21 protein-coding genes are annotated in these 19,658 nt (G+C 40.5%); 11 read left to right on the plus strand and 10 right to left on the minus strand.

The window, feature by feature from the left end:
• Positions 1–27 precede the first annotated feature (27 nt).
• The 5 genes from CWC17_RS02025 to CWC17_RS02045 form a co-directional block, all read right to left on the minus strand.
• Complete coding sequence (locus CWC17_RS02025) at positions 28–708, minus strand: site-specific integrase (protein ID WP_138541362.1); 681 nt, start codon at positions 706–708, stop codon at positions 28–30.
• A gap of 153 nt (positions 709–861) precedes the next feature.
• Positions 862–1,212 carry a DUF2750 domain-containing protein gene (locus tag CWC17_RS02030; protein ID WP_055014159.1) on the minus strand — a complete coding sequence of 117 codons (351 nt, stop codon included), beginning with the start codon at positions 1,210–1,212 and terminating at the stop codon, positions 862–864.
• A gap of 17 nt (positions 1,213–1,229) precedes the next feature.
• Positions 1,230–1,808: a glutathione S-transferase family protein gene (locus CWC17_RS02035; protein ID WP_138611952.1), complete on the minus strand. Its 579-nt coding sequence runs from the start codon at positions 1,806–1,808 to the stop codon at positions 1,230–1,232.
• A 54-nt stretch (positions 1,809–1,862) separates the two neighbouring features.
• Positions 1,863–2,144, minus strand: a complete 282-nt coding sequence (locus CWC17_RS02040) for a peptidylprolyl isomerase (RefSeq protein ID WP_055014157.1) — start codon at positions 2,142–2,144, stop codon at positions 1,863–1,865.
• A 79-nt stretch (positions 2,145–2,223) separates the two neighbouring features.
• Positions 2,224–2,793 carry a glutathione peroxidase gene (locus tag CWC17_RS02045; RefSeq protein ID WP_138611953.1) on the minus strand — a complete coding sequence of 190 codons (570 nt, stop codon included), beginning with the start codon at positions 2,791–2,793 and terminating at the stop codon, positions 2,224–2,226.
• An 82-nt stretch (positions 2,794–2,875) separates the two neighbouring features.
• Between CWC17_RS02045 and CWC17_RS02050 the strand changes: the two genes are divergently transcribed.
• The 3 genes from CWC17_RS02050 (at position 2,876) to CWC17_RS02060 (ending at position 6,645) form a co-directional block, all read left to right on the plus strand.
• Entirely contained in the window at positions 2,876–3,367 is a 492-nt protein-coding gene (locus CWC17_RS02050; protein ID WP_055014155.1) for a GNAT family N-acetyltransferase, read from the plus strand.
• A 110-nt stretch (positions 3,368–3,477) separates the two neighbouring features.
• The gene (locus CWC17_RS02055; protein WP_138611954.1) at positions 3,478–5,469 is read left to right on the plus strand and encodes a sensor histidine kinase; all 1,992 of its coding nucleotides are present in this window, start codon (positions 3,478–3,480) and stop codon (positions 5,467–5,469) included.
• Between the two features lie 48 nt (positions 5,470–5,517).
• The gene (locus CWC17_RS02060) at positions 5,518–6,645 is read left to right on the plus strand and encodes a response regulator (protein ID WP_138541358.1); all 1,128 of its coding nucleotides are present in this window, start codon (positions 5,518–5,520) and stop codon (positions 6,643–6,645) included.
• Between the two features lie 32 nt (positions 6,646–6,677).
• On the opposite strand, the gene queG is transcribed toward CWC17_RS02060, so the two are convergent.
• The 4 genes from queG to CWC17_RS02080 all read right to left on the minus strand — a co-directional run bounded on the left by queG (position 6,678) and on the right by CWC17_RS02080 (position 10,753).
• Complete coding sequence (gene queG / locus CWC17_RS02065) at positions 6,678–7,811, minus strand: tRNA epoxyqueuosine(34) reductase QueG (protein ID WP_138611955.1); 1,134 nt, start codon at positions 7,809–7,811, stop codon at positions 6,678–6,680.
• A 113-nt stretch (positions 7,812–7,924) separates the two neighbouring features.
• Positions 7,925–9,142 carry a methyl-accepting chemotaxis protein gene (locus CWC17_RS02070; RefSeq protein WP_055014152.1) on the minus strand — a complete coding sequence of 406 codons (1,218 nt, stop codon included), beginning with the start codon at positions 9,140–9,142 and terminating at the stop codon, positions 7,925–7,927.
• Positions 9,143–9,188: 46 nt separating this feature from the next.
• Positions 9,189–9,890 carry a glycerophosphodiester phosphodiesterase gene (locus CWC17_RS02075; protein WP_138611956.1) on the minus strand — a complete coding sequence of 234 codons (702 nt, stop codon included), beginning with the start codon at positions 9,888–9,890 and terminating at the stop codon, positions 9,189–9,191.
• Entirely contained in the window at positions 9,887–10,753 is an 867-nt protein-coding gene (locus tag CWC17_RS02080) for a DMT family transporter (RefSeq protein ID WP_138611957.1), read from the minus strand. Before CWC17_RS02080 ends, CWC17_RS02075 begins: the two co-directional genes overlap by 4 nt.
• Positions 10,754–10,911: 158 nt before the next feature.
• On the opposite strand from CWC17_RS02080, the gene CWC17_RS19330 reads away from it, so the two are divergent.
• The 5 genes from CWC17_RS19330 to rlmB all read left to right on the plus strand — a co-directional run bounded on the left by CWC17_RS19330 (position 10,912) and on the right by rlmB (position 16,171).
• Positions 10,912–11,082: a hypothetical protein gene (locus tag CWC17_RS19330; RefSeq protein WP_171042064.1), complete on the plus strand. Its 171-nt coding sequence runs from the start codon at positions 10,912–10,914 to the stop codon at positions 11,080–11,082.
• Positions 11,079–12,176, plus strand: coding sequence for a sensor histidine kinase (locus CWC17_RS02085; RefSeq protein ID WP_138611958.1), 1,098 nt, complete (start codon positions 11,079–11,081; stop codon positions 12,174–12,176). The genes CWC17_RS19330 and CWC17_RS02085 overlap by 4 nt, the downstream gene beginning before the upstream one ends.
• Before the next feature lie 2 nt (positions 12,177–12,178).
• Complete coding sequence (locus CWC17_RS02090; protein WP_138611959.1) at positions 12,179–12,793, plus strand: response regulator transcription factor; 615 nt, start codon at positions 12,179–12,181, stop codon at positions 12,791–12,793.
• A 145-nt stretch (positions 12,794–12,938) separates the two neighbouring features.
• Entirely contained in the window at positions 12,939–15,431 is a 2,493-nt protein-coding gene (gene rnr, locus CWC17_RS02095) for a ribonuclease R (protein ID WP_138611960.1), read from the plus strand.
• Positions 15,428–16,171, plus strand: coding sequence for a 23S rRNA (guanosine(2251)-2'-O)-methyltransferase RlmB (rlmB, locus tag CWC17_RS02100; protein WP_055014146.1), 744 nt, complete (start codon positions 15,428–15,430; stop codon positions 16,169–16,171). The genes rnr and rlmB overlap by 4 nt, the downstream gene beginning before the upstream one ends.
• 116 nt (positions 16,172–16,287) lie before the next feature.
• On the opposite strand, the gene CWC17_RS02105 is transcribed toward rlmB, so the two are convergent.
• A complete protein-coding gene (locus CWC17_RS02105; RefSeq protein WP_138541349.1) occupies positions 16,288–17,136 on the minus strand; it encodes a LysR family transcriptional regulator in 849 nt (282 codons plus the stop codon).
• A gap of 126 nt (positions 17,137–17,262) precedes the next feature.
• Between CWC17_RS02105 and CWC17_RS02110 the strand changes: the two genes are divergently transcribed.
• From CWC17_RS02110 to gcvH, 3 genes are all read left to right on the plus strand, one after another.
• Positions 17,263–17,862 (plus strand): hypothetical protein, encoded by a 600-nt coding sequence (locus CWC17_RS02110; protein ID WP_138611961.1) that lies wholly within the window; start codon positions 17,263–17,265, stop codon positions 17,860–17,862.
• A 98-nt stretch (positions 17,863–17,960) separates the two neighbouring features.
• Positions 17,961–19,043: a glycine cleavage system aminomethyltransferase GcvT gene (gcvT, locus tag CWC17_RS02115; RefSeq protein ID WP_138611962.1), complete on the plus strand. Its 1,083-nt coding sequence runs from the start codon at positions 17,961–17,963 to the stop codon at positions 19,041–19,043.
• Positions 19,044–19,114: 71 nt separating this feature from the next.
• Positions 19,115–19,504, plus strand: a complete 390-nt coding sequence (gene gcvH, locus CWC17_RS02120; RefSeq protein ID WP_055017488.1) for a glycine cleavage system protein GcvH — start codon at positions 19,115–19,117, stop codon at positions 19,502–19,504.
• The last annotated feature ends 154 nt before the right edge of the window (positions 19,505–19,658 follow it).

A 19,658-nucleotide genomic window follows, 5' to 3' on the forward strand; every position in this document is an offset into this window, starting at 1 on the left:
TTGGATTTAAAATAGTAACAAATAGTGTCAGTGACTTTGGCGTTGGTTAAAGCGCTGCCAATGCAGTTGTGGATTAATAGTACGAATTTGCTGTATTACAGTGTTTAGTAGGGCTACATCATCAAATTTTTCATCAGGGTATTCGTTAAACCCCATTAAATAATTAAAAGCATCTTTTGAATTCGCTTGTAATGCATAAATACGCACTTGTTGCTCAAAATTAAGTCGCAGGCTACTTATGGCGGTTTTCATACCGAGTTGATCAACAGTGGGAATCGCACATTTTTGCAAATAACCCGCACGCTCACCTTCACCTGTAAACCAGATGCGCACTTTTTCGCTATAACGGCCAGACTTAGCTGGTAAATCAAATAACAATCGTGTGTGATTATGTGCTTTAACAAAGGCAATAAAGTCGTTAAGCCCTGCATCAACTAAGGCTTGATGCACCGGAACTAAGCGCGCTTTTATTTTTCCATTAGTATGAAAATTAAAACACAAAATGCCATTTTTAAGCTCAAGATCGTCAAGCGTTAAACAGCCAATTTCATCACTATATGCGCCACTGTAATAGGCAATTAAAGGCAACCAAAAATGCCAATGCTTTGCTTGCTCTCTTGCTACTTTAAAGTCGCTATAAATATAGCCGTTATAAAGCGTATGCAGTTCCATTGCTGAAAAAGGGCGGCGACCAAGATGGGTTTTCAACGTAATCCCTTGAAATTAATGACACGATATATTTTATACTTAAAACAGATAAACATGCGAGTGTCGATTCTAGTATTCATGTTTTTAGCTACAAAACAAAAACACCCACTTAAAAAGCAGGTGTTGTATTAACTATTATATAAAAAGCGATAATTATTCGCTTAGTGCGCGTGCTAAGCCAACAGGCTCAATTTCTACACACACTTGGTCGTCATTCCAATTTAAACCAACTAATGCGCTGTCTTCGTTTAAATCTTCTACCCACTCATCTAAAAATTCATCTAAATTAATTTCTACAGGCGTAAACTCTTGCCACTCTTCTTTACACTGGGCCTTTGCTGCCTCTTCACTTTCCCATAAAAGCAGTACATCTGTTTCAGCAAACTGGTTAGATTCGCACACTACAAAGCCGCCGTCGTCGCCACCTAGCGCCCACACTTGCTCGCTTAAACGTACTTTTTCTACAAAGCTAACTAGTTGTGATTCAATTTCAATATCGCTCATGTGTTTACCTTATTTGTTTAGGGTCTAGGATCGGTGCTTATTGCAACTTGATGCGTGCCATAGTCGTTATAAAAACTGACTAAAGCAGCGTGCTGGCTAAAGTCTGTTAATTCACGAAAGCAAATCCAATCAAGTAGGCAGTATAAACTGATGTTAAGGCATTCACAGCCTTTAAATTCATCATCGTTTAAATGATTATTTAAATAGCTTAATGTTTGTGCAACTCGTTCGTTTTGCAGATTAAAAAATAATTTATCGTCGCTAGTATCAAATCCTGAGCGTCTGCTAAGTGCTAATTCTACTAACGAGTCGTTACAGGCGTTAATAATATTAAGTAGGTGTTCTTGCGACCAAGTTAGTGGGTTTTTTTTAGCCTTGGCGATGAGGTAACGCAAAATAATAGTCGAGTCGCTTAGCGTTAAATCGCCATCAATTAAAACCGGTATTTTACTTGCGGGATTGTTACTGGCTAAGGTAGGGCGGTCTTGCTCAGAAAAAATATCGAGGTTTACTAGCGCTAAGTCAACATTGTTTTGTGCTGCCCACATTCTTACTCTGCGTACAAATGGAGAAGGGATAGATCCTATAAGTTTCATAATTGCTCCTAAAAAAAGCCGCATAAGCGGCTTTTATAATGTGATAACTCAACGTTATTCTGAGCGGCTTGTCACTTCTAGTAAGTGATAGCCAAACTGTGTTTGTACAGGACCTTGTACTTGGTTAATGGGCGCTGAAAATACGACTTTATCAAACTCAGGCACCATCATACCCGGGCCAAACTCGCCCAGTGCACCGCCGTCTTGACCAGAAGGGCAGTTTGAATAGGATTTTGCAAGCTCTGCAAAGTCTTCGCCTTGTTCAATCTTAGCTTTTAAATCTAAGCACTCTGCTTCGCTGTCTACTAAAATGTGCCTTGCACTTGCCACTGCCATAAAATCTCCTGTTTAAAGTTGGTGTATTTAACCATTAAAGCCAGTCTAGTTAGTTTTAACGCGCAGTACCAGTATAAACTTAATTGATGAGTAGCGTATTTTCAATTGCATCAATTAATTCTTTTGAAGTAGGGGCAACTTTACTGTTAAAACGTTTAATGGTTTTACGGTCAGCGGATACTAAGTATTTATAAAAGTTCCAGTTAGGTGAGCTGGTATGCGCGTTTAAATGTTTAAATAGTGGGTTTGCATCACTGCCGCGTACTTCGCTGGCAGCAAACATATTAAAAGTGACGCCGTAGTTAATAAAGCACACTTTTGCTATGTCTTTTTCATCGTTTTCTTCTTGAAAAAAATCATCAGAAGGAAAACCTAATACCACTAAACCTTTGTCTTTGTATTGTTGGTGTACTTTTTCTAGGCCTTCAAATTGAGAGGTAAAACCACAATTACTTGCTGTATTTACAATAAGTAAAGGGCGGTTTTTAAATTGGCATAAGTTTAAGGATTCTTTCGAACGCAGTTTACGAAACTCAACATTTGTAAAGTCTTCGCATTGTGGCTGTTGTTTGTGGGGTAATGTGTCATTTGCTTGGGCACTTAAGCTGGTAATAAAAATACTCAGCCCCAGTAACGTTTTTTTTAACATACTCAACGCCTAAATTTATAATTGTTTGACTGGTCTATCTTACGCTAATATGCACAAAAGTGATCAACAATATTAAGCGCTTATGACAACACGATTAGCCACTATCGAAGATTTACCTACCATTGTAGCAATATACAACGAAACCATCGCTTCGCGTATGGTGACCGCCGATACTGAAGAGGTATCTGTAGAAAGTAAGCTAGAGTGGTTTAATAGCCACTCTAAAAAACGCCCGATTTATGTTTATTGCGAAAATGGTCAAGTACTTGCTTGGTTAAGCTATAAATCGTTTTATGGGCGTCCCGCATATGATGGCACTGTCGAAATAAGTATTTATATTACCAAAGCGGCACAAGGTAAAGGACTTGGTAAAAGGCTGATGGAGTTTGCGCAAAAAGAGGCTAAACAACTCAAAATTGAAGTGTTGCTTGGTTTTATTTTTAGCCACAATTTACCAAGTATTAAGCTATTTAAGCATTTCGGATTTAGCGTATGGGGAGAGTTGCCAAATATCGCGGTAATGGACAATACACACTATAGCTTAACTATTTTCGGCAAGCATCTACCAAAATAGTTGTGGAGCTTATCGGTAAAAAAATTAAAATTAAGTCTAACAACCTATACCAACTAAGAAATTATAGGCTACGCTATTAACATATAAAGTGTTTACGATAGTGTGGCTTAATGAGTCGAAAAATTTTAATTGTAGATAGCAGCAGTGTTATCGCAATGAGAGTAAAAGTTTTACTAGAATTAATAGGTTGTGAGGCTGAGCTCGTTCATTACTCTATGATCGATTTATACTCTAACACCAGCCAGTATGATTTGGTAATTGGTGCCTACGGAGTGCCGTGTGAAGTAGTAAAGTCGTTAGCTCAAACAATCTCACAAGACCGCTGCGTTTTACTTGCCCCTAAAGCCGAAAGCGGCGAACAACTTACCGCCTTTAGTGAGCTTAATAAACTTGTACCAGATGCAACGGTTATTTATCCGTTTTTCTCAAATAAAGAAATTACCTCATTACTTGAAAACCTCTTAGAGCTTGGCTCTAGCCATGTTTTAAAACTTCCTACTATTTTACTTGTTGATCATATACCCGAGCGCCTTGAAAAAATGAAAAGTAATTTAGTCGGCGCGCATATCAAAACGCTAACAGCAACCAGCGCAACAGACGCAGTGGCAGTGGCAAATAAAAAGAGTATAGATATTTTAATTAGCGACTTTAGCTTTGAAGATGGTACCGGTTTAAATATTTTTTCTGCTATTAAAATGTCTCAGCCAGATTGCCGCTGCTTATTATTTACTGCACACCCTGAGCAAGTTTCAATGATTGAGGCGATTCGTAAAGGGGTTGAAGATGTTTTAATAAAGCCCCTCACCGATAGTGTTCTGCTGCAATCAGTACATAAATTGTGGCAAACAGAGCTTTTAAAACGCCGAAATGCCGAGCTTGTAGAGCGTTTACAAGATACTGTTGATGCGTTAATTGAAAAAGACAGTCTACTACAAGTTATTTATAAAAATACGCCAGACGCCATTATGTTATTTGAGCGCAACGGCAAAGTAATTGAAGCAAACGATGCCTGCTTAAGGCTGTTTAAGCTGCCCTTTGACAAACTCGCGGGTTTTTCTGTATTTGAATTTTTAGATGAGGAATCAAGTGCTGAAATAAAAAATAAGATCACAACATTAAACAGTAATCGCCAGTTTAGCAGCGATCTGCGTTTACAAAAAACAGATGGTGGGTATATTCCACTTGTTGGCTCATTTAACGAAATTGACCACCATGGCGAAATAGCGTTAGCGGTTATATTTAAAAATGTCACACATTTAAAAGAAAAAGAAGAATTACTCTTAGAAGCCAAAGACCTACTTGAAGAGCAAGTACGCGCGCGTACTTCTCAGTTAGAGCACGCCAAAAATGTAGCCGAAGCCGCCAATTTAAGTAAATCAGAATTTTTGGCGAACATGTCGCATGAGCTACGCACTCCTATGCACTCTATATTGAGCTTTTCTCGGTTTGGCTTGAGTAAGTTAGAAGCAGGCGATTTTGCTAAAGATAAACTTTTAAAGTATTTGTCGCGTATAGAAAGTAGTGGTGAGCGTTTGCTTTCGTTACTAAATAACTTACTTGATTTATCAAAACTGGATGTTGGGAAGTTTCCCTTTAATCCGCGCCCATACAATATTGAAAGTATTATCAAAACCAGTATTGATGATGTATCTGGTACAGCGATGGAAAAAGAAATTGAAATTGTTTTTTCAAAGCCAGGGCCAGTGGTTGTGCAGTGTGATGAAGAGCAAATAAATCAACTACTGCGTAATGTTTTAGGTAACGCACTTAAATTTAGTGAACCTAAAAGTCGTATTCAAGTGAACTTAATGGCTGATGAAAACAGTGCCATTATTGATGTAATAGACAATGGAATAGGTATACCCGAGGATGAATTAGAGCACGTGTTTACTAAATTTGTACAAAGCAGCAAAACAAATAGTGGCGCTGGTGGTACAGGTTTAGGGCTTGCGCTTTGTAGAGAGTTTGTATCGCTTCATCAAGGTGAAATTACGGCAAGTAATAATAGCGATGGTGGTGCAACAATTAGGATTCAGGTACCCCTAGAAATAGATTTAGATGAGCATTTAGCCGATGATAAGCTAGCAGTGCAAGATAGCTAATTATTTGTGAATTAATGTTTAAATGATATTTAATTGGATGATGAAAATATGGCCTTAACTAAAATTCTTGCTGTAGATGATGAACCTTTCAACCTAGAAATTATTGAAGAAATTTTAGAAGATCTTGATTTCGAATTACAAGTTGCCACAAGCGGCCCTGAGTGTTTAGCCATGGTAGAAGGCTATATGCCCCAAGTTATTTTACTTGATGTGAGTATGCCGCAAATGAATGGCTATGAAGTGTGTAAAGCATTAAAGGCAAATCCAAATACAGCGCATATAATTGTCATGTTTGTCTCTGCAAGAGGAACGGTTGAAGAGCGTATGGAAGGCTACTCAGTTGGTGCTGAGGATTACATAGTAAAGCCGTTTGGGCATGATGAGCTTAAATCAAAACTTAAAAACTTAAATCAAGTATTAATAGAAAAACAGAGCCTCGAAAAACAAGTAGAAGATGCAACATCTACGGCATTTAACGCTATGGCAAATAGTAGCGAAATGGGGCAAATAGTTAATTACATTGAAAATATTGGGTTTATTAACAATCCGCAAGACTTAGGCAAAGCTCTAATAGACTGTCTGCAAACGTTTGACTTACAAAGCAATGTTGAATTTAGGTATGACGACACAATAGAGCACTTTGCCCTTAATGGTGTGTGTTCGCCTATTGTGGTTGAGCTGTTTGACATGCTTAAAAACAAAGGCCGCTTACATGAGTTCTCTCACCGTATATTAGTGAACTACGAAATGATAAGCCTATTAATACTTAACATGCCAGATCACGACCCTGACAAACACGGGCGTATTCGTGACCATGTTTGCTTTATTGTCAGTGTGACTGAACAGCAACTGCGGGCAATTATGACCAAGCAAATGCTTGAGTCGCAGCAGCAAAAGTTAAATGATGTAGCCAGCACGGTGCATAGTAAGTTTCATGGTTTAATTGGGTTACTTAACGAAAACCGAGAAAGTAACGAAAAAGTATTCAAGCAGTTACAAGAAGACCTTGAAATACGCATACCTACAATGGGGTTAGATGAAGACCAAGAGATATTTATTTATAAAAAAGTAGACGAAACAATTCAAAATTCAGTTGCCAGAGAAGAGTCGGTTAAGCAAGTTAAAGCCGCCTTTGCTGAAATTGAACAAGATTTGTCTTTGTTACTTAAAAAATAAACCTCTCATACTATAAGGCTCACATGAGTGATTTACGCATCACGCGGTAAGCCTTTTTCGACTATTCTTATTAGGCGCTGTGTTTTACGAAGTTGTTCTCGTTGTTTATTATTTTGTTGCTCAAGCGCCCATTCTATATGCTCTTTTACTAGCTGCGAGCTAGATTCACGTTTATTTTCTAAAGCGGAAATAATAGCAGGACTAAAATCGGCATTGCCTAGTCCCACCGCTAAATTACGAAGCCAACGTTCGTGGCCAATACGGCGAATAGGGCTGCCTTCGGTATTTTTTAAAAAAGTAGGTTCGTCCCAGGCAAATAGCTCAATTAAGTCTTTATTTTTTAGTTGCGTACGGGGGTGAAAGTCTTGCTCATCGGTAATTTGACCATAACGGTTCCATGGGCAAACCAATTGGCAATCGTCGCAGCCGTAAACTCTATTCCCCAATAACGCACGGTATTTCTCAGGTATTGGCCCTTGGTGCTCAATGGTTAAGTAAGAAATACATTTACGTGCATCTACCACATAGGGCTCTACAATTGCGCCTGTTGGGCAAAGCGTAATGCAAGCAACGCATTTACCGCAGCCTTCAAACGTATTTTCAGCATCAATTGGCAGCGGTAAATCAACAAAAAGATCACCTAAAAAAAACCACGAGCCAGCTTCTTGATTTATTAATAAAGAGTGCTTACCTCGCCAACCCAATCCCGCTTTTTCAGCTAGTTGACGCTCAAGTACAGGTGCTGAGTCTACAAATGGCCTAAAACCGTAATCGCCAATTGCTTGTTCTATTTTTTGGCCTAGCTTTTTTAGTCGGTTGCGCATTAATTTATGATAGTCACGCCCTAATGCGTAGCGGCTAATGTAAGCTTTTTCGGTGTTTTTTAATGTTTTGGCAAAACTAGCATCAGGGGGCAGGTAATTCATTTTCACCGAAATAACCCGCTGTGTACCAGGTACTAGTTCAGCAGGGCGAGCGCGTTTCATGCCGTGAGCTGCCATATAGTCCATTGAGCCATGGAAGCCTGCATCTAACCAGCGCTGTAATTGTGCTTCGTGTTTAGATAGATCAATATCGGTAATACCAACCTCACTAAAGCCGAGTTCTTGGCCCCAGGTTTTAATATTTTTGGCTAGCTGTTGATAGTTGGGGGTTGAGTTACTCACACACATTACACACTTAAATAATTAGCTGCGTAATTTACCATATTTATAAAGCGCTGTTGAATGTTGCCTTTAAAATAGTAGGAATTTCACAGCTCAGCATTGTTTTGTAATCGCTATTGCACAAAGCGCTTTAACTGCTGCTGCGTTTGCTGGCTAAGGGCATGTGATTGCTGACTATTACTTAGTGCATGATCAATGGCGCTTTTAGCTTGCTCGCCTAAGGTAACAATTTGCTCTACTGATTGGTGAGTGTGTTGCTGCGCTTGCTCTAGGGTATGCACTGCATCTGCTATTTGCTGAAGCTGCTGTTGGTTTTGTTCAAACTCACTTAGCATTGCTTTAAACCCTTCAGAGGTATTACTAATGGCACTTTGTGCGGTACTAGAGTGGCTAATTAACTGCTCGCTTTCTTGGTTAGTTTCGTTAACCAGCTCATTCATTTGGTTAATAAAGTCGCTTATTTGTCGGGTTGCGCCACTTACTTTTACCGATAAGGTACGTACTTCATCAGCAACAACAGCAAAACCTCTGCCAGCTTCGCCAGCGCGTGCCGCTTCAATGGCAGCGTTAAGTGCCAGTAAATTAGTTTGATCCGAAAACTCCTCAACCATTTTTAAAATGCTACGAATGTTTTCGCTGTTTTCTTTAAGGCCAGACACCGTTTTAGAAAATCTTTGTAGTAAGGTACCAATAAGCGACACTTTCTCGACTAAGCTTGCAAGCTCTTGCGACGAAAGCTTAACAAAGTCTAAGTGCTCGCTGTTAACACTATGCACGCTATCAGTATTACTCACTATGCCCTCTAAGCTTTGCACTATTTGGTTGCTCGCATTAATTATAGTGTGGCTCAGCTGAGTTTGCTGTTCACTTAATTGCTGTGTATTTTGCATAGCGGTATTTACATCAACATTACTTTGCTCGCTGGCTTTAGCGCTGGCGTGAGTTGTACTCAGTAAATCACTTAAGTGGTTAGTAAATAAGTTATATTGCGTACTTAGTTCTTTAAATTCATCGAACGAAAATTGCGGCAAGTTGGCGGCTAAATTAGCCTCTTGCTGGTTTATGTTTATTAATGTGTCGCACATCGCTTTTACAGGGCGCACAATTAAATAGCGCATATAAAAAATAGTAAAGGCAAAGCCTGCAACAATAACCAAGGTTAACAACCAAAATGCGCTAGTGCTGTGCTGATCACTTAAGCTTTTATATAACCAAAATAAGGTAATGGCCTGAAACAAAAATACAAAGCTTAAATTGCCCACTATTTTACGCGTAAGCGTATAAAAAAATGTTTGCTCAATATAATTATAAAATTGCATTACACCACTCATTTATTGCTTACCCCATTTAGAGATTATCGACTAAGTTACCGTTAACTCAAGTAATAATGTTTGCTAAATATTTTTTAGACCGAGCAGGGTAATTAGTAAAAATACCATGCACCCCAATTTTAAGCATAAAATCTATGTCTTCGGGTCTATCTACGGTGTAGGCGTAAACGTGTAAACCCCGCGCTATGGCATCATCTACAAAGGCTTTATTTACAAAGCTTTTGTCTACATGAACACTAAACGCATTAAGCTTTTGTGCAAACTGTGCATAATCTAATGGAATTGATGAGGTTAATGCGCCAATCTGTAACCACGCTAACCTATTTTTTAGCCAATGAATTTGATGGTGATCAAACGACGACACTAAAATATTACCTTTAGTAATAATGCCTTTAGCAATATTACTATTTAAAATGCTGACAAACTTTTCAAGCTCAAAGGTATGTTTTAGCTCTATATTGAGTAATGTTTTATTGTTATTCCAATCGAGTAATTGCTGTAAAGTGGGAATTTGCTCGCCGTTACCGGCATCCAGCTGGCTTAGTTGCTGCGCCGTAAAGTCGCTTACTTTTCCGTGCCCGCTGGTGGTTCTATCTAACCACGAGTCGTGTATGAGCATATAATCATCAAGCGCACTTTGAATATCAACTTCAATACCATCTACTCCCACATTTAACGCTTCTAAAATAGCGCTTTTAGTGTTTTCTGGGTAATGGCCACTTGCCCCTCGATGCGCAAATATTTTCATTTTTTAGCCTTTTGAGTAATAGACCATGTTTCAAAACAGGCTGCACTGACTATGAGTGCCCCACCAATAAGTGTTAGTAGCGTTGGGCGTTCATGAATAATAACAATAGCCAGCAACGTGCCATAAAGCGGCTGCAAGCACGAAATTAACCCAGCAGTAGCGGCCGATAAGTGTTTTAAACTCGCTGCAAATAGCGAGTGCGGTGTAGCGGTAAAAATAATACCCGCCACAGCAATTAAAATAAGGTCGTGGTTACTCACCTCATACACCGGCACTTCAATAAAAGCGCAAAGCATAACACTTGCCACTAAGGTTTGGTAAAACATGGTTTGTGGGCCGCCATACTGGCTAAAAAAACGTTTATGGGTAATATTTCTAATCGAAAAAAACAACGCTGATACCACACCCATAATAACCCCTAAGGTTACATCGTCACCCAAATTGACACTGGGCACGAGTAAATATATACCAACTACAACCACCGCTGCGCTTACAATATCTTTTGCTTGGGGCCTGCTTTTATTAAACAAGGGCTCTAAGAACACCGTCATTACTGGATAACTAAAAAAAGCCAGCATGCCGACGGTTACGCCCGCCATTTGCATACCCGCAAAGTAAGTAACCCAATGCATGCCTACTGCCACACCTAAAAATAACGCAATAAGGTAGTCTTTTGGCTTGTTTAACTTAATGTGTTTTTTTTGAAAATACAGCATCGCTAAAAGTGCCATACCAGCAATAGCGGTACGGTACACTGTAATATCAATGGCATTTAACCCTATTAACTTTGCAAACAGGGCGGTGCCCCCAAAAAGTAATACGGCAATATGTAAGTAAATCAGGCTTTGCTGTTGTGGCTGCATTTAAATGAGAACTCCTTTTTTTATTATCTTATCACTGGGTGCGAACTCACAGGATGAAATTTTTAAAACATGACAAATGTCAGCAAAGTTGATGACATTTGACACGCTTATTATTTTTTGGCTTTGGCATAGTTAACTTATCTTAATGGGAGGTGGCTATGAATACGTTAATTTTAATAAGTCTCGCTATTAGTGAGTTTTTAGAATCACTTAGCTTTAGTGTTTCAATAAATGATTACTTTATACTCATTAGTATTTTTGTGTTATTTATATTTATTAATAAAAATAATGTTATAAGCAATAACAATGAACTAGGGGCACTGGTATGAGTACAACAAATACGCTTTCAAAGCCCAGTAATAAAAAGTTTTGGGAATACGCACCTTTAATTTTTACTGGGTTTTATTTGCTTCCGACTCTTTTTAATCTATCTAACTTGCCAGTCAATACCATTGTAATGAGTGTGGCGTTTTATATTGTATTTATTTTGCTTTACATAAAAGCCATGCACTGTGAAACAAAGCACATAACAACATTGTTTATTGTTATGCTTTTGGTATGTTTTAGCGCCACATTTTATACCACAGGCACCTCTACTTTATATGGTTTTATCGCGTTTATAGCGGGTGAATCGTATGTTAAAAAAAGCAGGTTATATGCCGTTTTTAGTCTTATTTTTACAGTGGCGTTAAGTGCATATTTAGCTGATATAGAAAACATAAAATACTTTTTAGCCGGCACTTTATTAATTTCAGGAGCGTTGTTGGCCTTTGGCATTGCAACTCAAAAGGAGCGCCTGCATAAAAAGCGCGAACAAGAAAGCGCAAACCAATTAGAGCAGTTAGCCGCTATTGCAGAGCGTGAGCGAATAGCCCGCGACCTGCACGACATTTTAGGCCACTCACTTTCATCTATTGCATTAAAAGCCGAACTTGCTAATAAGCTAAACCAAGGCGAGCGATACGAGCAAGCCAATAACGAAATAGCACAAGTGGCAGATCTGGCAAGGCAGTTACTTAGCGATGTAAGAAACGCCGTGAGCGATTTAAAGCAACTTAATTTAATAAGCCAAATAGTACAACTAAAACAAAGGCTAATAGAGCAAGATTTTAACGTTAACTTTAATGTTGTATTAAATACCTTGCCTCCTAAAGTAGAAGGGATCGCAGGGCTTATAATTAAAGAAGCGGTCACTAATTTATTGCGCCATAGCAGTAATAAAAACTGTGAGATACACATAGAGCAAACACAGCATCAGCTGCATATAAGTGTGGTTGATAACGCACCTTGCAGCACGTTAAACGCAGGTAACGGTTTAAATGGTATTAAAGAGCGCGCAGAGCAACTTAATGGCCATGCCACGTTTACTTGTGGCGATAAGTTTACTTTAAACGTAATGCTGCCAATTTCAGCTAAGGATTAACAATGATCAAAGTATATTTAGTAGAAGATCAAGCACTCGTGCGCGACGCAGTAGGGGCATTGTTAAGCCTTGATTTTAATATCGAAGTGATAGGCCAAGCCAGTAACGGTCAAGATGCCCTTAATGCAATAAAAGCACTGGCCGATGAGGCATTACCAGACATAATTTTAACCGATATTGAAATGCCACACATGAGCGGTATAGAGCTAAGTGAGCAAATAGCGGCCACGTTCCCGTCTATTAAAATGGTTATTATGACCACGTTTTCGCGAGCGGGTTATATAAGGCGCTCGCTTGCCCTAGGTGTTAAAGGGTTTATTTTAAAAGAAGCACCAAGTGATGAGCTTATCAATGCACTTAAAAAAGTAATGCAAGGGCAAAAGGTGATAGACCCAGAGCTTGCCATTAACGCACTTGATGACGCCGACCCGCTCACCGATAAAGAGCGCAAAGCCCTTAAGCTTGCAAGCGATGGCTTAAAAACAAGCGAGATAGCCAAACAGCTGTTTATAAGCGAGGGCACAACTCGTAATTATTTATCCGATGCTATCGCAAAACTCAACGCCACTAACCGTGTAGATGCAGCGCGTATTGCCAAGCAAAAAGGCTGGTTATAGTCGCGCTTATATTAAGTGATGATTAAGGCCATAGAGCGTATGTTTTACTCATTAAACGGTTTATTAAAAGTTTCATACGCTTTTACCTGTCTCATTTTACGTATATGGGTTAAAATACCTACATAACCAACTAACAAGATAGTGAATGTCAAACCAAGATCCAAATCTCAGCCGAGAACAAGAAAAGTACGAAAACCCAGTCCCTAGTCGTGAGTTTATACTTACTCACCTTCAAGAGCGTTCAAAACCTGCTAACTTCACGCAACTTTGTGATGAATTAGCTGTAAACGATACCGAACGCCAAATTGCATTTAAGCGCCGCCTTCGCGCCATGGAGCGCGATGGCCAATTGTATTTTAATAAGTTTAAATGTTACGCCCTAATTGACGAAGCCGGTTTAACCAAAGGCAAAGTAATTGGCCACAGAGACGGTTTTGGCTTTTTAGAAGTTGAAGGCGAGAGCAAAGATTGGTTTATAGCCAAGCATCAAATGAACATGGTGTTGCATGGTGACATTGTACTTGCTAAAGGCACAAAACGTGGCTCAGGCTCAAAATGTGATGCCCGCATAATTAAAGTCCTTACCAATGAGCGCGCACCTATTGTGGGGCGTTACTTTGTTGAGCATGGTATTGCAGTTGTTGTAGCCGAAGACCCACGTATTACCCAAGATATTATTATTCTGCCAGGCAGTGAAAACGGCGCGCGCCATAACCAAATGGTGCAAGTGCAAATCACTCAAAACCCTAGCCGTAACATGAACGCGGTAGGTAAAATTATTGACGTACTGGGCGAGCACTTAGCGCCAGGTATGGAAATAGAAGTGGCACTGCGCAATCACGATATTCCTCATGTTTGGCCAGAAGAAGTGGAAGAGCAAGTTGCTCATTTAGGTGAGTTTGTTGATGAAGCCGACAAACAAGGCCGTGTAGATTTACGCGATCTGCCACTGGTCACCATAGATGGTGAAGACGCTCGCGACTTTGATGATGCCGTATATTGTGAGCGTAAAAAATCGGGTGGCTGGCGCTTATGGGTAGCCATTGCCGATGTATCGCATTATGTAGGTATGAACACGCCGCTAAATAAAGAAGCGATAGCCCGTGGTAACTCAGTGTATTTTCCTGAGCAAGTAATTCCAATGCTGCCAAAAGTGTTGTCTAACGGTTTGTGTTCGCTTAACCCTAAAGTAGACCGCCTTTGTATGGTGGCCGAAATGACGGTATCAGATACAGGTAAGCTTTCGGGTTATAAGTTTTACGAAGCGGTGATGAACTCGCATGCGCGTTTAACTTACACCAAAGTAAATGCCATTTTACAAGGCGATGAAAAACTACGCGAAGAATACGCACCTGTTGTGCCACATTTAACTGATTTACAGCAAATGTATATGGCGCTTAAATCGGCACGCCAAGCCCGTGGTGCTATTGAGTTTGAAACGCTCGAAACGCGTTTTGTATTTAACGCACACCGTAAAATAGAATCAATTGTGCCGGTTGTTCGTAACGATGCGCACAAACTGATTGAAGAATGTATGATTTTAGCCAATGTATCGGCGGCTAAATTATTAGAAAAACACGAAGCCAGTGCGCTTTACCGTGTGCACGATGAGCCAGATCAAGAAAAACTAGGTAACTTTACGCAGTTTTTAAGTGAACTTGGCATTCAAAGCACATTAAGTGATGAGCCAACACCGAAAGAAATTACCCAAGTGTTAGCCCGTTTAGGCGACCGCCCAGAGGCCGAGCTTATTCAAACCATGCTACTTCGCTCTATGAAGCAAGCGGTTTATCAGCCAGATAACATAGGCCACTTTGGCTTAGCGTTGCCTGCGTACGCACACTTTACCTCACCGATTCGCCGTTACCCTGATTTAGTGGTACACCGTGCAATTAAAGCGGTAATAAAAGCACAAGGTCAGCAAACATCGGGCGCATACGCGTACACCGATGATGAAGTAGACCAACTAGGCGAGCAGTGTTCAACCACCGAGCGCCGCGCAGACGACGCAACGCGTGAAGTTGCCGACTGGCTTAAATGTGAGTTTATGCAAGACCACGTGGGTGATGAGTTTAATGGGGTTATTTCATCCGTTACTAACTTTGGTTTATTTATACGCCTAGACGACTTACAAATTGATGGACTGATCCATGTTACTAATTTAGGTGAGGAATACTTCCATCATGATGGGGCAAAACACACCCTTATTGGTGAGCATACACATACCGTTTACCGCCTTGGTGACAAAGTAACAGTGCAAGTGGCTTCGGTAAGTTTAGATGAGCGCCGTATAAATTTAACGCTCAGTGGTGATGTAGCTCAAGATAGATACGCCCGTCGCCGTGGTGCAGCTAAAGGGCGCGGTAAACCAAGCCATGTACCGGCAAGTGTAAGATCGCAGCTTAAAGCGGGTAAAATCCCTGGAAAAAACACATCAGGTGATGAAAAACCTAAAGCAGGTAAAAAACCAGCCAGCAAAAGTAAACCTGCAGGTAAGTCTGGCGCAAAGCCAGCCGGTAAAAAAGCCGCTGAAAAAACCACCGCTAAGAAAAAATCGAAAAAAAAGGCTGTTAAAAAGCCTAAAAGACCAGGCAAAAATGCCCGTAAACGTAATAGCTCAGGAGCAAATAATACGTGAGTAATGAATTAATTTTTGGCTTTCACTCTGTTGAAGCAATTTTAGCAAAAGAGCCAGAGCGTTTTTTAGAAATTTATGCCCTAAAAGGCCGTGATGATAAGCGCTTAACCCCGATTATTAATGAAGCACGTAAATTCGGTATTTCTGTACAATTTATGCAGCGAAAAGCGTTAGACAACAAAGCAAACGGTGAGCAACACCAAGGTATAATTGCTAATGTAAAAGCAGCGCGTGTGTATAACGAAAAAGATTTAGATGAGATCATTGCTCGCGAAGACACGCCGTTTTTATTGGTGTTAGATGGCATAACCGATCCGCATAATTTAGGTGCTTGCTTACGTAGTGCCGATGCTGCAGGCGTACACGCCATTATTGTACCTAAAGATAAATCGGCCAAGCTTAACGGCACAGCACGTAAAGTAGCCTGTGGCGCAGCCGAAACCGTACCACTTATTCAGGTAACAAACCTTGCACGTACGCTGCGTGAAATTAAAGATGCAGGCGTATGGGTTGTGGGCACTGCGGGCGAAACAGACACCCACGTGTTTGATGCAAACTTGACTGGGCCAATGGCCATTGTAATGGGCGCAGAAGGTGAGGGCATGCGCCGTTTAACGCGTGAGCATTGCGATGTGTTAGTTAAAATTCCAATGGCAGGTACTGTGTCTAGCTTAAATGTATCGGTAGCTACCGGTATTTGTTTATTTGAAGTGCTACGCCAACGTAACGCAAATAACTAAGTTGCTCTATTATATTGCGTATTGGTAAAAACCTAACGCAAAATGAGTAAAACGCCGAGGTTTATTTAATCTCGGCGTTTTTATTTTCAGGCTGTTAAATTAGTATTAAACGTAGATTAATAGCCTAAACGTAAGGCTATAAACTCAGCGAGTTTGTCTACCGCGTGCTCCGACTCCCCCCCGCTTTTTATTAAGCTAATGCCTATGCTACCAAGGGCAGGTAAATGTTTACTTTGTACCTGAAAATTAAGATCGCTTGGTACCGTGCTTTTAGCCAGCACAGTAATTCCTAATCCCTCTTTTATGGCGGCTATTAACCCAGTTAAGTCGGCATTACTGTATACAATACGATACTTAATACCTGCGCTTTTAAGTGCATCGGTAGCACGGCGCCTATAAATACAGCCCTCGGGCGCAGTTACTAAGGTAACAACCTCATTTTTAGCCTGCGCTAAATCGCCCACCCAAACTAGCTCATCTTGCATAAAAATAGGAAACTTGTCTGAATTAAGGCGCTCGTTAAGCGCTAAAACAAGATCAAATTGATCCTGCCTTGAAGCCGACAGCAAATGCTTACTCAAGCGTGATTTAACTTCTAACGATACCTCTGGATAAAGCGAAACAAAGTCACCAATGATAGAGGGCAAAATACGCGCAGCAAATTCGCTAGGAATACCCAAGCGCACCTTACCGGTTATGCTCTCTGAGGTGAATTGCTGCAAAATAGCATCGTTATACTGCATCATTTGTTTTGCCATAGGCAAAAGTAGCTCACCGTACTGATTAAGCACTTGGCGCTGGCCTTGTTTTTTAAATAATTTATAACCGAGTAAATCTTCAAGGCGTTTAATTTGCAAGCTTACCGCAGGCTGCGACAAGCCCAGCAGGTCGCCGGCTTTTGCAAATCCACCTACTTCAACAACCATTACAAAGGTACGCAAACTGTCGGTTGATATGTTTTTCATATTTAAAATTACAATTTATATAGCCATATATATAAGTATTATTTATCAATTGATTAATAATTACAATTTGTTGTTGTCACAGTGGCGCAATATACTTTTGGTATCAAAAATACACAGGTGTTTGTTATGACTTTTAACCCAATAATGTTTGCCCGCCACAGCAATGCTGCAAGTGCAGTGACTAATGCCGTGCAAGCTAATAACAACCTGGTTGTAATGGACTTTAGTGGCAGTGAAACCAGTGTATTTTTAAGCACTATTTTAGGGTTAGATCTAACAAAGCTTACAGCCAGCGGCTTAGGCCTAAAAGGCACGCTTGATGGCGATTTAAATTCAGACTATAGCTTTGCTGTTTATTACTTTAGCGAAACCGCATTTAGATTTGTATTACCGCACAGCGCAAGCTTGCAATTACAAGCACTTATAAACGAACAACAACTTCGTTTTGATATTGACTATGTACTACGTAGCGACCTTGCAACCCTTGCGCTGTGTGGAGAAAATGCCTTTGATGCCCTAATTAGCGCGTTTAAATTAACGCCAGGGCTGCGTTTATCAAACCCGCAACTATGCTATGGCGCACAAAGCGGTGATGTATTTATTACTGCAATAGACAAAGACGACGAACAACATTTTGTGTTAGTCGCCAAGCAACAAGCACTACAAAAATGGCAACAGCACTTACAAGCACAAGGTTTTGCACTAATGCAAAACCAAGCTGCTTAATACATAAAATAACCGGTAAACATAACTATGTTTGCCTGTTTAGTTAAACCTATTTAAGCCACGCCCGCACAGGGTTAATTTAAAAGTGAAGGAATGTTATGACTTCTAAAACTGTACTACATGCTAAGCACCTTGAAGCAGGCGCAAAAATGGTTGATTTTCATGGCTGGGAAATGCCAATCAACTACGGCTCACAAATAGAAGAACACAATGCCGTGCGTACCGATGCAGGTATGTTTGACGTATCGCACATGACGATTGTGGATGTTGAAGGCGAGCAAGCAAAAGCATTTTTACGTAAGTTAGTAGCAAACGACGTGGCAAAATTAACTGTCCCCGGTAAAGCGCTTTACACTGGCATGCTTAACGAGCAAGGCGGCGTAATCGACGACTTAATTATTTACTACTTTAGCGAAACCTTTTACCGTTTAGTGGTAAATTCTGCCACCCGCGAAAAAGATTTAGCACACTTAGCTAAGGTATCTGCCGACTTTACAGTAAGCGTTACTGAGCGCCCAGAGTTTGCAATGATTGCAGTACAAGGCCCTAACGCAAAAGCAAAAACAGCCACACTTTTAAATGCCGAGCAACAAGCCGCTGTTGAAGGGATGAAGCCATTTTTTGGTGTACAAGTGGGTGATTTATTTATTGCCACAACGGGTTATACTGGCGAAGACGGTTACGAAATTGTAGTACCGAACGACCAAGCAGCTGATTTATGGCAGCAACTGTTAGATGCAGGGGTTAAGCCTGCTGGTTTAGGTGCACGCGACACGCTACGTTTAGAAGCAGGTATGAACCTTTACGGCCTAGATATGGACGAGAGCGTATCGCCACTTGCAGCTAACATGGCATGGACTATTGCATGGGAACCAGAAGATCGTGACTTTATTGGTCGTGACGTACTTGTTAAGCAACGCGCTGAAAAAAGCACCGACAAACTTGTTGGCCTAGTGCTTGAAGAAAAAGGCGTATTGCGTAGCGGCTCAAAAGTAATCGTTGAAGGTGGAGAAGGCGTTATTACCTCAGGTACTTTCTCACCAACGCTTGGTTTTAGTGTAGCCCTTGCACGTGTACCGCGTTCAACAGGGGATACAGCCCAAGTAGAAATGCGCAAAAAATTAGTTAACGTTAAAGTAGTAAAGCCTAGCTTTGTACGTAACGGCAAATCAATCATTTAAAAATTTGGTTATACCAATCACAATATTTTTGTGATTGGTATCCTCCCAATATAAACCAAAGGAACAAAATAATGAGCAATATCCCTAGCGATTTAAAATACGCCTCTTCTCACGAGTGGGTTCGCAACGAAGGTGACGGTACATTTACTGTGGGTATTTCTGAGCATGCACAAGAGCTGCTTGGCGACATGGTATTTGTAGAGCTACCTGAGGTAGGCGACGAAGTAGATGCAGGCGAAGACTGTGCAGTAGCAGAGTCGGTTAAAGCTGCATCAGACATTTACGCGCCAATTGGCGGCGAAATTGTAGCGATTAACGAAGAGCTAGAAGACGCACCAGAAACGGTTAACAACGACCCTTACGGTGACGGCTGGTTATTCCGCATTAAAGCAACTGACGAGTCAGAGCTTGAAAACCTACTTAGCGCAGAAGACTACGCTAACACAATCGACGAAGAGTAATACTCTAAGTAGATGACAAAAGCCCCATTCACTGTTTCTGGGGCTTTTATGATTTAACGGCCTATTTCCCATACACAGTAAGTTATTAAATCATCACATATTTTAATCAATACTAATTACCCGTTAGTATTTAGGATCATAGGAATCTAGACGC

The organism is Pseudoalteromonas sp. S3785 (genome assembly GCF_005887365.1).
GTDB lineage: Bacteria > Pseudomonadota > Gammaproteobacteria > Enterobacterales > Alteromonadaceae > Pseudoalteromonas.

Coding starts and splice junctions, on each gene's coding strand:
- CWC17_RS02110 (WP_138611961.1), top strand. CDS start 17,263: ATGACTTTTAACCCAATAATGTTTGCCCGCCACAGCAATGCTGCAAGT.
- rnr (WP_138611960.1), top strand. CDS start 12,939: ATGTCAAACCAAGATCCAAATCTCAGCCGAGAACAAGAAAAGTACGAA.
- CWC17_RS02080 (WP_138611957.1), bottom strand. CDS start 10,753: ATGCAGCCACAACAGCAAAGCCTGATTTACTTACATATTGCCGTATTA.
- CWC17_RS02055 (WP_138611954.1), top strand. CDS start 3,478: ATGAGTCGAAAAATTTTAATTGTAGATAGCAGCAGTGTTATCGCAATG.
- CWC17_RS02030 (WP_055014159.1), bottom strand. CDS start 1,212: ATGAGCGATATTGAAATTGAATCACAACTAGTTAGCTTTGTAGAAAAA.
- CWC17_RS02085 (WP_138611958.1), top strand. CDS start 11,079: ATGAGTACAACAAATACGCTTTCAAAGCCCAGTAATAAAAAGTTTTGG.
- CWC17_RS02035 (WP_138611952.1), bottom strand. CDS start 1,808: ATGAAACTTATAGGATCTATCCCTTCTCCATTTGTACGCAGAGTAAGA.
- CWC17_RS02105 (WP_138541349.1), bottom strand. CDS start 17,136: ATGAAAAACATATCAACCGACAGTTTGCGTACCTTTGTAATGGTTGTT.
- CWC17_RS02090 (WP_138611959.1), top strand. CDS start 12,179: ATGATCAAAGTATATTTAGTAGAAGATCAAGCACTCGTGCGCGACGCA.
- CWC17_RS02060 (WP_138541358.1), top strand. CDS start 5,518: ATGGCCTTAACTAAAATTCTTGCTGTAGATGATGAACCTTTCAACCTA.
- CWC17_RS02070 (WP_055014152.1), bottom strand. CDS start 9,142: ATGAGTGGTGTAATGCAATTTTATAATTATATTGAGCAAACATTTTTT.
- CWC17_RS02040 (WP_055014157.1), bottom strand. CDS start 2,144: ATGGCAGTGGCAAGTGCAAGGCACATTTTAGTAGACAGCGAAGCAGAG.
- gcvT (WP_138611962.1), top strand. CDS start 17,961: ATGACTTCTAAAACTGTACTACATGCTAAGCACCTTGAAGCAGGCGCA.
- CWC17_RS02050 (WP_055014155.1), top strand. CDS start 2,876: ATGACAACACGATTAGCCACTATCGAAGATTTACCTACCATTGTAGCA.
- CWC17_RS02075 (WP_138611956.1), bottom strand. CDS start 9,890: ATGAAAATATTTGCGCATCGAGGGGCAAGTGGCCATTACCCAGAAAAC.
- CWC17_RS02045 (WP_138611953.1), bottom strand. CDS start 2,793: ATGTTAAAAAAAACGTTACTGGGGCTGAGTATTTTTATTACCAGCTTA.
- CWC17_RS19330 (WP_171042064.1), top strand. CDS start 10,912: ATGAATACGTTAATTTTAATAAGTCTCGCTATTAGTGAGTTTTTAGAA.
- gcvH (WP_055017488.1), top strand. CDS start 19,115: ATGAGCAATATCCCTAGCGATTTAAAATACGCCTCTTCTCACGAGTGG.